The sequence below is a fragment of the Deinococcus aerophilus genome (assembly GCF_014647075.1).
GTDB classification, from domain to species: Bacteria; Deinococcota; Deinococci; order Deinococcales; family Deinococcaceae; genus Deinococcus; species Deinococcus aerophilus.
The window spans coordinates 60355-73926 of record NZ_BMOM01000010.1 but is presented as its reverse complement, the minus strand read 5'-3'; the positions used below and the strand labels follow the sequence as shown (position 1 = coordinate 73926).

General features: G+C 64.8%; 11 protein-coding genes and 1 tRNA gene. 9 read left to right on the top strand and 3 right to left on the bottom strand.

Features of this window, described 5'->3' with window-relative positions:
- Position 1: 1 nt before the first annotated feature.
- Entirely contained in the window at positions 2-2272 is a 2271-nt protein-coding gene (gene recQ / locus IEY21_RS08230; RefSeq protein WP_188903257.1) for a DNA helicase RecQ, read from the top strand.
- Between the two features lie 13 nt (positions 2273-2285).
- On the opposite strand, the gene IEY21_RS08225 is transcribed toward recQ, so the two are convergent.
- Entirely contained in the window at positions 2286-3086 is an 801-nt protein-coding gene (locus tag IEY21_RS08225) for a Cof-type HAD-IIB family hydrolase (RefSeq protein ID WP_188903255.1), read from the bottom strand.
- Between the two features lie 142 nt (positions 3087-3228).
- On the opposite strand from IEY21_RS08225, the gene IEY21_RS08220 reads away from it, so the two are divergent.
- The 8 genes from IEY21_RS08220 to IEY21_RS08185 all read left to right on the top strand — a co-directional run bounded on the left by IEY21_RS08220 (position 3229) and on the right by IEY21_RS08185 (position 11400).
- Positions 3229-3310: transfer RNA gene (locus tag IEY21_RS08220), tRNA-Leu, on the top strand.
- A gap of 15 nt (positions 3311-3325) precedes the next feature.
- Positions 3326-3550 (top strand): preprotein translocase subunit SecG, encoded by a 225-nt coding sequence (gene secG, locus IEY21_RS08215; RefSeq protein WP_188903253.1) that lies wholly within the window; start codon positions 3326-3328, stop codon positions 3548-3550.
- A 319-nt stretch (positions 3551-3869) separates the two neighbouring features.
- Positions 3870-5633 (top strand): ABC transporter substrate-binding protein, encoded by a 1764-nt coding sequence (locus tag IEY21_RS08210; RefSeq protein WP_188903251.1) that lies wholly within the window; start codon positions 3870-3872, stop codon positions 5631-5633.
- An 89-nt stretch (positions 5634-5722) separates the two neighbouring features.
- Positions 5723-6706, top strand: coding sequence for an ABC transporter permease (locus IEY21_RS08205; protein ID WP_188903249.1), 984 nt, complete (start codon positions 5723-5725; stop codon positions 6704-6706).
- An 8-nt stretch (positions 6707-6714) separates the two neighbouring features.
- Entirely contained in the window at positions 6715-7857 is a 1143-nt protein-coding gene (locus IEY21_RS08200; protein ID WP_188903247.1) for an ABC transporter permease, read from the top strand.
- 49 nt (positions 7858-7906) lie between these two features.
- A complete protein-coding gene (locus IEY21_RS08195) occupies positions 7907-8953 on the top strand; it encodes an ABC transporter ATP-binding protein (protein ID WP_188903245.1) in 1047 nt (348 codons plus the stop codon).
- A complete protein-coding gene (locus IEY21_RS08190) occupies positions 8950-9975 on the top strand; it encodes an ABC transporter ATP-binding protein (protein WP_308424831.1) in 1026 nt (341 codons plus the stop codon). The genes IEY21_RS08195 and IEY21_RS08190 overlap by 4 nt, the downstream gene beginning before the upstream one ends.
- Positions 9976-10122: 147 nt before the next feature.
- The gene (locus IEY21_RS08185) at positions 10123-11400 is read left to right on the top strand and encodes a DUF4139 domain-containing protein (protein ID WP_188903243.1); all 1278 of its coding nucleotides are present in this window, start codon (positions 10123-10125) and stop codon (positions 11398-11400) included.
- Between the two features lie 111 nt (positions 11401-11511).
- Here the strand turns inward: IEY21_RS08185 and IEY21_RS08180 are convergent, their stop codons facing one another.
- Complete coding sequence (locus tag IEY21_RS08180) at positions 11512-11943, bottom strand: Fur family transcriptional regulator (RefSeq protein WP_188903241.1); 432 nt, start codon at positions 11941-11943, stop codon at positions 11512-11514.
- 74 nt (positions 11944-12017) lie between these two features.
- Entirely contained in the window at positions 12018-13556 is a 1539-nt protein-coding gene (locus IEY21_RS08175; protein WP_188903240.1) for a catalase, read from the bottom strand.
- Positions 13557-13572: the final 16 nt, after the last annotated feature.

Genomic DNA, 13572 nt, shown 5'->3' with positions numbered 1-13572 from the left:
GATGGCCGTCGCTCCTTCCCTTGACCTTTCCACGCAAGCGCTGAACACCCTCCGGCAGATCTGGGGCTATCCCGAATTCCGGGGGGTGCAGGCGGACATCGTGGCGACGGTGGCGGCGGGGGGGGACGCGCTGGTCCTGATGCCCACCGGCGGCGGCAAGAGCCTGTGCTATCAGGTGCCCAGTCTGCTGCGGCCCGGCACAGGCATCGTGGTCTCGCCGCTGATCGCGCTGATGAAGGATCAGGTGGACACCCTGCGCCAGCTGGGGGTGCGGGCGGCCTTCTTGAATTCCACCCTGGCTTTGGACGCCGTGCGCGAGGTCGAGGCTGCGCTGCTCGCCGGGGAACTCGACCTGCTGTATGTGGCCCCCGAACGCCTGCTGCTTCCGCGCACGCTGGAGTTGCTGGAACGTGCCCCGGTGGCGCTGTTCGCCATTGATGAGGCGCACTGCGTCTCCCAGTGGGGGCACGATTTCCGTCCGGAATATGGCCAGCTGCAGGTTCTGCCCCGGCGCTTCCCCGAGATCCCGCGCGTGGCCCTGACTGCCACCGCCGACGACCGCACCCGCGCCGACATCCTGCGGGTGCTGGAGCTGGAGGGCGCCCCGCAGTTCGTCTCCAGCTTCGACCGGCCCAACATCCAGTACCGGGTTGCCGGCAAGGAGGGTCCCAAGACCCAGCTGCTCGACTTCATCCGCGCCGAACATGCCGGAGACGCGGGCATCGTGTACTGCCTGTCGCGCAAATCGGTCGAACAGACCGCGCAGTGGCTGGCCGCGCAGGGGGTAGACGCCGTGCCGTACCACGCGGGCCTGAGCCCCCGCGAACGCGAGCGTGCCCAGGAACGCTTCCTGAACGAGGAGGGCGTGGTGGTGGTGGCCACCGTGGCCTTCGGCATGGGCATCGACAAGCCCAATGTGCGCTTCGTGGCCCACCTGGACCTGCCCAAGAGCATGGAGGGCTATTACCAGGAGACGGGCCGTGCGGGGCGCGACGGTCTGCCCAGCACCGCGTGGATGGTGTACGGTCTCGCCGACGTGGTGAACGTGCGGCGCATGCTTGCCCAGAGCGACGCTCCGGAGGAGGTCAAGCGCGTGGAGGCCGCCAAGCTCGACGCGCTGCTGACCTACTGCGAGGCCGCCACCTGCCGCCGTCAGCTGCTGCTCGCCTATTTCGGCGAACACAGGGATGAGCCCTGCGGCAACTGCGATGTGTGCCTCAGTCCCCCGCGCGTGCGCGACGCCACCCGCGAGGCGCAGATGGCCCTCTCGGCGGCGATCCGCACCGGCAACCGCTTCGGCGCGGCGTACCTGACCGATGTCCTGCTGGGCCAGCCGACCGAGAAGGTCTTGGGCATGGGGCACCATCTGCTGCCCACCTTCGGGGTTGGCAAGGGCCACGATGAGAAGATGTGGCGCGGCCTGTTCCGGCAGCTGGTGAGCCTGGGGTATCTCGCGGCGGGCGAGTACCACGGCCTGAGCGCCACCGGCAAGTCCCGCGCGCTGCTGCGGGGGGAGGCCACCCTGATGTTGCGTGAGGACAGCCTGTTGCCGCGCGAGAAGGTGCGGGCCCGCGACCGGTCCAGGGGTGGGGGAGGGCGCGCCCCGGTAGACGCCCAGGACGCCCCCCTGTTCGAGGCGCTGCGGGCGTGGCGGCTGGAGCGTGCCCGCGCCCAGGGTGTGCCGCCCTACGTGATCTTCAGCGACGCCACCCTGAAGGCAGTGGCCGAACTGCGCCCCGGCAGCGCGGCGACGCTGGGAACCGTCAGTGGCGTGGGCCAGCGCAAACTGGCCGACTACGGCGACGAGGTGCTGCAGATCGTGCGTGATCGGTCGGGAGAGCGGGGAGCAGGGCGCATCCCGCTGCCCACTGAACGTGGAGTGCGCGAGAACAGCGCGGTGCTGGGGATGCTGCGGGGCGGCCCTGGTCCAGCCCATGTCGTGGCCCCTGCAGAGGCCGCGTCCGTCAGGCCGTCTGCAGCTTCAGTGGCCGCGCCGGCTCCGCTGCTTTCCGCCGGTTCGGATGTCGGGCAGGCACCGGCGCCCGCCGACGGTGCCGTGGCCGGGGCCCTCAGTGCGCTGCGCCGCGAACTGGCCCGCGAGCATGGGCGCAGCGCCTTCCTGATCTTCCCGAACGCCACCCTGGAGGTTCTGGCCGCCCACCCGCCCCGCACCCTGGGTGACCTGGAAGGCGTTCCTGGCCTCGGTCCCAAACGCATAGAGGCCTACGGCGAACAGATTCTGAACGCGGTGCGCACAGTGCAGGAGGGCTGAGCGCGAATGGTCCCTACGCGTTCAGCGTGAGGGCCAGCTCGACCGCCTCGCGCAGCCCGCCTGCGTCCACATCACCCACGGTGTGGCGCGCGGCGGCGCGGGCCGGTGGATCGGCGTTGCCCATGGCCACCGGGTGCCCCACCACCCGCATGGCGCTGACATCATTTTCCCCGTCGCCCACCATCATCACCTGACCCAGATCCAGGCCGTAGGTCTCGGCGATCCGGCGCACCGCGCTGCCCTTGCTCACGCCCGAGCGCGTCACGCTGATAAACATCGCGTCGGGCATGGCGGGGCTGCCCGCCGGGTGCAGGTCGAGGCCCGGGTGGGCCTCTGCCGTGACCAGCGTTTCCTGGGCGCGGGGCACCACCCACTGTGCGCGCACCCGCGTGCCGCTCAGCGACTCGGGGGTCAGAGGTTCATAGGGCACACCCAGCAGCGCAGCGTGCCGCTCGGCCAGGTCGCCGGGCCGGGTCACTCCGTAGGCGCCATCGGTGTAGACCTCCAGCAGACGGTCCTCGCTGCGGGCGCGGTCCAGCAGCAGGGGCAGGGCGTCTTCGGGCAAGGCTTCGGAGAGGCTGGCCCCGGTCTGCACGTTCACGATGCTCGCGCCGTTCTGAAAGACGTGCCAGCCGTCGGCGTCCAGCCGCCGCGCATACGCCAGCGCGTTGCCGAAGGCGGGCCGACCACTGCACAGGGCAATTCGGACCCCCTGCGCCCGCGCCCGCGCCAGAGCGTCCCAAACGTCCTGGCGCACCACATTGCCGGTACCCACCAGCGTTCCGTCCACGTCAACACAGATCAGACCCAACATGCGGCGCAGTCTAGAGGCTGGGGGCCGCAGCTCCGGCGTGCCGGGTGGACAATTGGGTCAAGCGCACCGGCCGACTGCATTTGACCGCTGCTCCCTGCGCGCGCTAGCATTCCGGGCGCGCCTGCAAGGCTGCAATCTTCAGGCCGGTGTGGCGGAATGGTAGACGCACTCGACTCAAAATCGAGCGGGAAACCGTGGGGGTTCGAGTCCCCCCACCGGCACCACCCAAGAGGTTTTCAATGATTCTGACTTTATTTCTGGTGCTGTTCGCGCTGATCTGTGTGGCGCTGGTGTTCTTCGTGCTGTTGCAGGTGCCCCGTCAGGCGGGCCTGTCGGCAAGCATGGCCTCGGGCGGTTCGCTGCTCGGCGGCCGCGGCGTCGAGGGTGGTCTGGTGCGCATCACCAGTGTGCTGGGTGGCTTCTTCATGCTGCTGGCCCTGCTGATTGGTCTGGTGTCCCGCTAGGCTGAACCGCCCAAACGTCTTTAAGCCCTCGGAGGTCGACCACGATGGTCGGCCTCCGGTTTCATTTGTAAAGGCAGGATTGGCAATTGCAAGGCGATTGTAAGCCCTGGATGTGAACTAACCCAAAAATATAGGCAGAACGTCATGCCTGCACTTGACCCTGAGTAGGTCAATTCATATATTGACCCCGCTGGCAACCCCAACAACACACAGACGCCCCTCCGGCTCAGGCCGGCGCGTCTGCAGTTTCAGATAACCCTTTTTCTGAAGCTCTCCTCATCTGACCAGCACTTCCGGACCCAATCCTTGGAGGATTTACATGAAGAAAGCCCTGTTCCTGGCCCTTGCCATGACCGCGACGACCTCGCTGGCCGCCCCCTTCGTCTACCCTGCTGCCTGGACCGCGGACCAGAACACCGCCAACAAGCGCGGCGGCGAGTTCCGCAACTACACCCTCTCGGACTTCAAGACCATGAACCCGTTCACCAGCGCCGAGGCGACCAGCATCCCCGGCACCATGGAACTGGGCGCGGGCCTGTTCATGCAGGACCCCCGCAACAACGAGTTCATCCCCAAGATGGCCGACGGCCCCGCCGTGGTCAGCAACAACAACAAGCGCTTCGTGGTCAAGATCCGCCCCGGCATGAAGTTCAGTGACGGTCAGGCCATCACCGCCGACGACTGGATCACCACCTGGAAGATCCACACCGATGACAAGGTCGGCAGCAACAGCTACGACTCCTTCTTCATCAACGACAAGCCGATCGTGATCAAGAAGCTCAACGACATGACGCTGCAGTTCGACTTCCCCACGCAGAGCTCGACTGCCCTGAGCATCATGAGCTACACCCCCTGGCCCGACCATGTGTTCGGCAAGGCTTACCGTGCGGGCGGCGCAGAAGCCGTCAAGAAGATGTGGGGCCTGGGCACCGACCCCAGCGACATCGTCTCGCCGGGCATGTGGACCATGGAGAGCTACAAGGCCGGTGAGCGTGCGGTCTTCAAGGCCAACAAGTTCTTCGGCGAGTGGAACAAGGACAGCAAGGGCAACGCGCTGCCGTACCTGGACAAGTACTCCTTCCGCATCGTGTCGGATCTGAACGCCGGTCTGGCGGCCTACCTTGCCGGACAGATCGACTCCTTCGGCGCGAGCAAGGCCGACGATCTGGCCCAGATCAAGAAGGCCATTGACGCAGGCAACCTGAAGTCGGTCCTCAAGGCCAACGTCAGCCCGAACGCCACCTCCTCCTGGATCGTGTTCAACTGGAACAAGGCCGGCGACCCCGCCAAGCAGGCTCTGTTCCGTGACGTGCGCTTCCGCCGCGCCATGAGCCACATCGCCAACCGTCAGGCCATGGTTCAGCTCGCGCTGGGCGGCCTGGGCAGCGAAGTGTACTTCAGCACCTACCCCATCTTTAAGGCCCAGACCGACGCGGGCATCGCCGCCGGCGCACCCCAGTACAAGTACGATCTGGCACAGGCAAGCAAGCTGCTCGCGCAGATGGGCTACACCAAGAAGAATGCCCAGGGCTACCTGACCGACAAGAGCGGCAAGGTGCTGGAATTCAACCTTGCGACCAACGCCGGCAACAATGTCCGTGAGCAGCTGGGCCGCATCTTCGCCGACGAGGCCAAGAAGGTTGGCGTCAAGGTGAACTTCACGCCCATCGACTTCAACGCGCTGGTGGGTCAGCTGACCGCCAAGGGCGAGAACCGTCCCTTCGACGCCATCCTGCTGGGTCTGTCCGGCGGCACCAACATCTGGCCCTTCGGCGTGAACGTGGTGCCGTGCGGAACCAACCTGCACAGCTACAACAACCCCAGCGACGGCAAGTGCCTGACCAGCCAGGAACAGCTGATGACCAAGCTGTACTACCAGGGTGACGCCGAGCTGAACACCGCCAAGCGCCTGGCCATCGGTGCCCAGCTGATGAAGACTGAAGGCGAACTGCAGCCCGTGGTGTACCTCGTGGGTACCAACTACCACGTCACCTTCAATGACCGCCTGGCCGGCGAGTACCCCGCCGACCTGATGGACGCTTACTACGGCTCGCGCAATGTCGCGCTGACCTTCATCAAGTAATCCACCCGCGTTCGACTGTGGGGGGTGGTCTGCTGCGGGCGGACTGCCCTCCACATTTTGGGGAAAACCGGTTCCCTTCGGAGTAAGGCATGATTCCATTTCTTGTTCGGCGCTTCTTTCAGGCCATTCCCACGCTGCTGCTCGCCAGCGTCCTGATCTTTTTTGTGATCTCGCTGGCGCCCGGCGACTTCCTGACGCCGGCCCGGCTGAACCCGGGCATCAGCCCCGAGCAGATTGCCAATCTGCAGGCCAGTTTCGGGCTGGATAAGCCGATATGGGTCCAGTACCTGTACTGGATGAACAACATGATCTTCCACGGCGACTTCGGGCTGTCGTTTCAGTACACCCAGCCGGTCCTGCCCGTGATCTGGCCGCGTATCGTGAACTCGGTGTGGCTGGTGCTGCTGAATCTGGTGTTCTTTTATGCCATTGCCATTCCCATCGGCGTGTACGGCGCGGTTCGGCAGAATTCCTTCGGCGACAAGGCCATCAATGTGGTTCTGTACTTCCTGCTGGGCTTTCCCAGCTTCTTCCTGTTCCTGATCGTCATCTACTTCATCCTGCAGATTCGCAACGCGACCGGCTGGGACATCCCCATCGGTGGCATGACCAGCAACAACCATGATCAGCTCTCCACCCTGGGCCAGATCTGGGATGTGCTCAAGCACCTGCTGATTCCAGCGGCGGTGCTTGCCATCACGGACGCGGCCGGGCTGACCCGCGTGATCCGCGGCCTGATGCTGGAAGTGATGCGCTCGGACTACATCCGCACCGCACGCGCCAAGGGCGTCAGTGAGCGCAGCGCCATCTGGAAGCACACCTTCCGCAATGCCATCGTGCCCATCGTCGCGGGCATTGGGGGTCTGCTGCCCGCCGCCATCAGCGGAGCGGGCTTTGTGGAAGTGGTGTATGCCTATCCGGGAATCACGCCCATGCTCCTGACCGCCATCAATGCCCAGGACCTCTACCTGATCGCGGGCTTCACGGTGATCTCGACGGTGCTGCTGATCATCGGCAACGCCCTCTCAGACATTCTTCTGGCCGTGGTCGACCCACGCATCAAGGTCGGGTGAGCTAAAAAATGACGACTACTGCGCCTGCTCCACAGAAAACTGCGCGCCGTTCACAGGGTCAGTCCCAGTTCTCGGTTGCCTGGGGCCAGTTCCGCAAGAACCGCCTGGCCCAGACCGGCGGCGTATTGCTGATCCTGATCTACCTGATGGCGATCTTCGCCCCGTTCCTCGCGCCGGACGGTCTGTCCAGCTACTCCACCTCCAACATCACCCGTTTCCAGCCCCCCACGCCGGTGTATGTGCGTGATCCGGATACGGGCGCTTTTACCCGTCCTTACGTGTTCAAGTACTCGCAGCAGCTGAACATGGACACCTTCGTCAACGAGTACAAACCCACGACGGAACGCTGCCCGGTGTACTTCGGGGTGCGCGGCGCGTCCTACAAGCTGCTGGGCTTCATTCCCGGCAATCTGCACCTGTTCGGGACCGGCGCGGAGAATCCCGACTGCAACGTGTTCCTGTTTGGCGGCGAGGCGCTGGGGCGTGATCTGTTTACCCGCATCCTGTACGCCTCGCAGATCAGCCTGACCATCGGTGTGGGCGCGGTTCTGCTCAGCACCATCATCGGCCTGTTCATGGGTGCGGTGGCGGCGTTCTTCGGCGGCGTGGTGGACGTGATCATCATGCGCTTCGTGGAAGTGCTGTCGGCCATTCCCTACCTGTTCTTGCTGCTGCTGCTGCGCTCGGTCTTTCCACAGGACATCAATCCCATTCTTGCGCTGTATGTGATTCTGGGCATTCTGTCCTTCATCGGCTGGGGCGGTCTGGCGCGTGTCACGCGTGGACAGATGCTCAGCGTGCGCGAGCAGGACTTCGTTTCGGCCGCGCAGGCACTCGGCGCGGGCAACGGACGCATCATGTGGCGGCACATGCTGCCCACCATGACCACCTACGTGATCATCGGGCTGTCGCTGGGCATTCCGGGCTTCATCCTGCTGGAATCGGGCCTGAGCTTCCTGGGCATCGGCGCCGTCGAACCCTACGTCAGCTGGGGCAGTCTGCTGGCCCAGGCACAGGAAGGCGGTCTGTCCAGTCTGAATGCCCGTCCGTGGGTGCTGATTCCCGGCTTCTTTATCGTCTTCACGGTGGGCTGCTTCCAGCTGCTGGGTGACGGTCTGCGCGACGCCTTTGACCCGCGCAAGCGGCAGTAACGAACGACAGGACATGTATGATGCGCTACGTGGTAACAATGGAGGAACAATGACCGACCAGGCCGAAGTCCTGTTGGCCGTGAACGGCCTGAAAACCTATTTCAACACCGATGACGGCGTCGTCAAGAGCGTGGACGGCGTGACCTTCCACATCAACAAGGGCGAGACGCTGGGCGTGGTGGGGGAATCCGGTTCGGGCAAGAGCGTGACCAGCCTTTCGATCATGCGGCTGATTCCGATGCCGCCGGGCGAGATCGCAGGTGGAGAGATTCTGTTCTCGGGCCGTGACGGCAAGCCGCAGGACATCGTGAAACTGTCCGAGGCCGAGATGCGCAAAATCCGCGGCAACGACATCTCGATGATCTTTCAGGAGCCCATGACCAGCCTGAACCCGGTGTACACCGTGGGCGACCAGATTGCCGAGGCGGTGATGCTGCACCAGGACAAGAACCGCAAGGACGCGATGGTGGTGGCGACCGACATGCTGCGTTTCGTGGGCATTCCCGCTCCCGAAAAGCGCGTCAACGAGTACCCGCACCAGATGTCCGGCGGGATGCGTCAGCGTGTGATGATCGCCATGGCCCTGAGCTGCAACCCGGCCCTGCTGATCGCCGATGAGCCGACCACCGCGCTGGACGTGACCATTCAGGCCCAGATTCTGGACCTGATGCGCAAGCTGCAAAAAGACATCGGCATGAGCATTCTGTTTATCACCCACAACCTGGGTGTGGTGGCCGAGATGGCCGACCGCGTCGTGGTGATGTACGGCGGCCGTGTGGTCGAGGAAGGCGACGTGGTCGAGATCTTCAAGGCCCCGCGCCACCCGTACACCATGGGCCTGCTGAACTCGATTCCGCGTCCGGGCGTGGACGCCCACGTCCCCGGCACCCCCCGCAACCGTCTGGAAGCCATTCCCGGCAACGTCCCCAACCCCCTGAACCTGCCGCCGGGCTGCGCTTTCGAGCCGCGCTGCAAGTTCGCGGTGGCCGACTGCTCCAAGGCCGTGCCCCCGCTGGAAGACACCGGCGGCGGCCACATGGCCCGCTGCATCCGCTGGCGCGAATTTGAGCAGGTTCAGGCCGAGGTGAGCGCATGACCGCCCCAACCATTGTCAAGGCTCCCGATTCGCGCGGCATGGCCGACAAGGGTGAAACCCTGCTGGACGTGCGGAATCTGGAAAAGTACTTTCCGATTCGCGGCGGTCTGCTGTCGCGGGTGGTCGGCAACGTCAAGGCCGTCAACGACGTGTCGTTCACCCTGGCCCGCGGCGAGGTCGTGGGGCTGGTGGGCGAGTCCGGTTCGGGCAAGACCACGGCGGGGCGCGCCATCCTGCGCCTGATCGAGCCCACCGGCGGACAGGTGATCTTCAACGGCACCGACATCACCAAGCTGTCCAAGGGACAGATGCGCGATTACCGCCGCGAGATGCAGATCATCTTCCAGGACCCCTTCGCCTCCCTTAACCCGCGCATGACCGTGTCGGACATCATCGGCGAGGCCATGCAGATTCACAACCTGAATCCGGGCAAGGGCCGCATTGACCGCATTGCGGAGCTGCTGCAGAAGGTGGGCCTGCGCCCCGAACACATGCGGCGCTACCCGCACGAATTCTCCGGCGGTCAGCGCCAGCGCATCGGGATTGCGCGCGCCCTGGCGGTCGATCCCATGTTCATCGTGGCCGACGAGCCGGTCTCGGCGCTCGACGTGTCGATTCAGGCGCAGGTGGTCAACCTGCTGCAGGACCTGCAAGAAGAGCTGGGCCTGACCGTGCTGTTCATCGCGCACGACCTGGCCGTGGTGGAGTACATCTGCGACCGCATCATCGTGATGTACCTGGGCCGCATCATGGAGATTGCTCCCAGCCACGAGCTGAACAACAACCCCAAGCACCCCTACACCGAGGCGCTGCTGTCGGCCGCGCCGGTGCCCGACCCCACGGTCAAGCGCCAGCGCATCATCCTGGAAGGCGACATTCCCAGCCCGATCAATCCGCCCTCGGGCTGCGTGTTCCGCACACGCTGCCGCTACGCCCTGGACGACTGCGCCAAGGTGGTGCCCGAGCTGCGTGAAGTCGCGCCCGGACACTTCAAGGCCTGCATCCGCGACGACGTTCTGTAAGGACCGGTCAGACCGACCGGCTTGCCTGAGGCGTCACCCACTCCCCTCCGGGGGAGTTTTTTTATGCCGTTCTGCGGCACAGTTTTCTGTCGCGCGTCTGACGGACCCTCTCACATCTCATAAAGAGACGTAAGACACCATACGGCCATGAAAAGAACCCTGATGGTGCTCTCGGCCCTGACCCTGGGCGCGGCCCACGCCACCGACCTGCGCATCTACCCCTCCTTTACAGAAGTCCGCCAGCCGGTGCAGAGCAGTGGAACGACCCTCAGCGTCTCGTTGCCCCAGCAGGCCTGGGAGAATGTGCTGCCCGGCTCGCTGGATCTGGAGGGCCTGCCGTTCATCCGCGCGGCGCAGACGCTGGAAGCCAACTGGCTCAGCGGACTGGAGGGCAAGACGGTGTATCTGGAGCGGGACGGCAAGACCGAGCCCGTGACCCTGATTCGGGCCCGTGATCTGCTGGTCAAGGACGCATCTGGCCGGTATTTCAACGTGCGCTACGAGGATCTGCGTTTCGAGACCCCGCCCCCCACCAATCCCCAGAGCCCGTCGCAGACGCTGACCTACACGCTGCCCCGGGCCGGCAGCGGCACGCTCGTGTACCTGACCCGTTCGGTGGCCTGGTCACCGCGCTACACCCTCAAGGCCAGCGACGCAGGCGCTCAGCTCTCGGCCCTGGCCGACATCCGCAACACCACCGAGTTGCCGTATGACGTGCAGAACACCGAGCTCTACTCGGGCGACGTGAGCGTGCAGGCCAATCCGGCGGCGGACGTGGCTTCGGAGGCGGCGGGCTTCAATCTGCGGGCCCCGGCCGCCGCCCCGGTGCCCAAGATCGGAAGTGGATCTGAACTGCGCGGCCTGTACCGCTACGCGCTGACCACCCCGTTTACCTTGCCCGCCAACAGCGTCATCACGCTGCCCTTCCTGACCCCCAAACTCAGCACCTTTGAGCGTTATGTGGGTCTGGAGACGTATTTCAATGTCGCCACCCAGGAGGGCACGCTCAACCGCTTTTACCGCTTCAAGGCCGACCAGCGCCTGCCTGCCGGCCCCATCACCGTGCGTGAGGACGGCCGGCTGGTGGGGCAGACGGGCCTGCCGGAAACCCGCGAGGGCGGCACGGTGGACTTCAGCCTGGGCGATGATCCGGATGTGGCATACACCCGTACCGTCCAGACTGTGGGGCAGGTCAAGGACAGCAAGGGCACGGTCACCAAGAGCACCTACAAGGTCACCTACACCTTCGAGAGCAGCAAGACCCGTGCCGTGCGCGCCGAGATCACGGAGCGGGTGGGCGGACGCATCATCATTATCGACAGCGCCGCCCCGACCAGAAATGGCGGCGTGGCGAGCCTGAAGGTGGATGTTCCGGCAAAGGGCAAGGTCAGCAAGAGCTTCACGGTGGTGGTGGACAACTCCTGACGTGAGAGGGGGCTGCTGGAAAACCTTCTCCCGGCGCCCCCCGGCTGATTCGGGGCAAGGCAAACCCCATCCCGGTGGGGAAGGGGTCAGTCGATAAAGGAGTGGGGTGTCTCAGGAAGCCGCCTGTGCCTGGCAGTCCGGACACACGCCCTGCAGTTCCACCCTGGCCCCGGTGATGTGCCAGTCGTGGCCGGGCCCCTGCGGGCGCAGGTCGGGCAGGCTGAGGATGATGTCGAGCAGGGTGCCGCACTGAGCGCAGCGCAGGTGCGAGTGGGGCATCAGGTTGGTGTCGTAGCGCACCTCACCGCTGCGCCCGATCACCTCGCCGATCAGGCCGTGTTCACTGAAGGTCCTCAGGTTCTGGTACAGCGTGGCGATGGGCAGGGGCTGCCCCGCTTCCCGCAGCCGTTCCGAGATTTCTTCCGGTGTGAAGTGGCCCTCGGTGTGCAGGAAGAATTCCAGCAGCCGCAGGCGCGGCTGGGTCACACGCAGTCCGCGCCGTTCCAGATGGTGTTGCAGTTCATTCAGGGCAGATCCAGACATGGCCCTCCACGGGTGCAGATGCTTCCAGAAAACGTGGCGGGCACGGTTTTCCGCGCCCGCCACGTTCATTTGCCTCAGGACAGCTGAGGCTCGCGGGTATCCTTCATCTTGTTCTGGCGGACCTGTTCCAGTCCCTCGGCCACACGGCGGCCATAGTCGGCGTCGCACTCGGTGAACAGCTCGACCATGCGTGCCTGGACTTCCGGCGTGGCTGCCGAGATGTTCTCGACGAGGTTGTTGATCAGGTCGTCGCGCTCCCAGTCCTCAAAGGAGCGGTAGCGTTCACCCGCCTGCTTGAAGTTGTTGGTGCGCTCAATGCTCGCGCGCTGCAGGCGGCCCTCAACGTGTGGGCTGTGCTCGGGCAGGTCGCGCGGCGCTTCCTGGGGGCCGTTCATGCTTGACGGCTCATAGTTCACGTGCGGGTTGTGGCCCGGGGCGGTGTCCACATGGAAGGTCATCTGGCCGTCGCGCTGGTTGGTGGCGACCCCGGCCCGCGGCGAGTTGATGGGCAGCTGCAGGTAGTTGGGTCCCACACGGTAGCGCTGGGTGTCCGAGTACGAGAAGGTGCGGCCCACGAGCATCTTGTCGTCGCTGAAGTCCAGACCGTCCACGAGCACGCCCGTGCCGAAAGCTGCCTGTTCCACTTCCGCAAAGTAGTTCTCGGGGTTGCGGTTCAGGGTCATCATGCCCACCGGCAGCATGGGGAACTGGTCTTCGGGCCAGATCTTGGTGTCGTCCAGCGGATCGAAGTCGAGTTCGGGATGCTCGCCGTCCTCCATGATCTGCACGCGCAGTTCCCACTGCGGGAAGTCGCCGCGCTCGATGGCCTCGTACAGATCCTGGGTGGAGTGGTTGATGTTCTTGGCCTGAATCTGCTCGGCCTCGGGCTGGGTCAGGTTCTTGACGCCCTGCATGGGTTCCCAGTGGTACTTGACCAGGGTGCCCTCGCCCTTGTCGTTGACCCATTTGTAGGTGTTCACGCCGCTGCCCTGCATCTGGCGGTAGTTTGCCGGAATCCCCCACGGCGAGAACAGGAAGGTGAGCATGTGTACCGACTCGGGCGTGTTGCTCATGAAGTCGAAGATGCGTCCGCCGTCCTGACGGTTGGTCACGGGATCAGGCTTGAGCGAGTGAATCACGTCCGGGAACTTGATGGCGTCGCGGATGAAGAACACCTTGAGGTTGTTGCCCACGAGGTCCCAGTTGCCGTCCTCGGTGTAGAACTTGACTGCGAAGCCACGCGGGTCGCGCAGCGTCTCGGGCGAGTGGCCCGAGTGGATCACCGTGGAGAAGCGCACGAAGACAGGTGTCTGCTTACCCTTTTCCTGAAACAGCTTGGCGCGGGTGTACTTGCTGATGCTCTCGTCGCCGACCTTGCCGTAGGCCTCGAACACGCCGTGTGCGCCCGCGCCGCGCGCATGCACCACGCGCTCGGGGATGCGCTCGCGGTCAAAGTGGCTGATCTTTTCCAGAAACTGGTAGTTCTCCAGCGTGGCCGGACCGCGCGTTCCTACCGTGCGCTGGTTCTGGTTGTTGCGGACCGGGTGGCCCTGGCGGGTCGTCAGGGTCTGGGTGCTGCTGGTGGGCTGCTGGTTCTCTTTCGGCTCGATCATGGAGATCTCCTTGGGC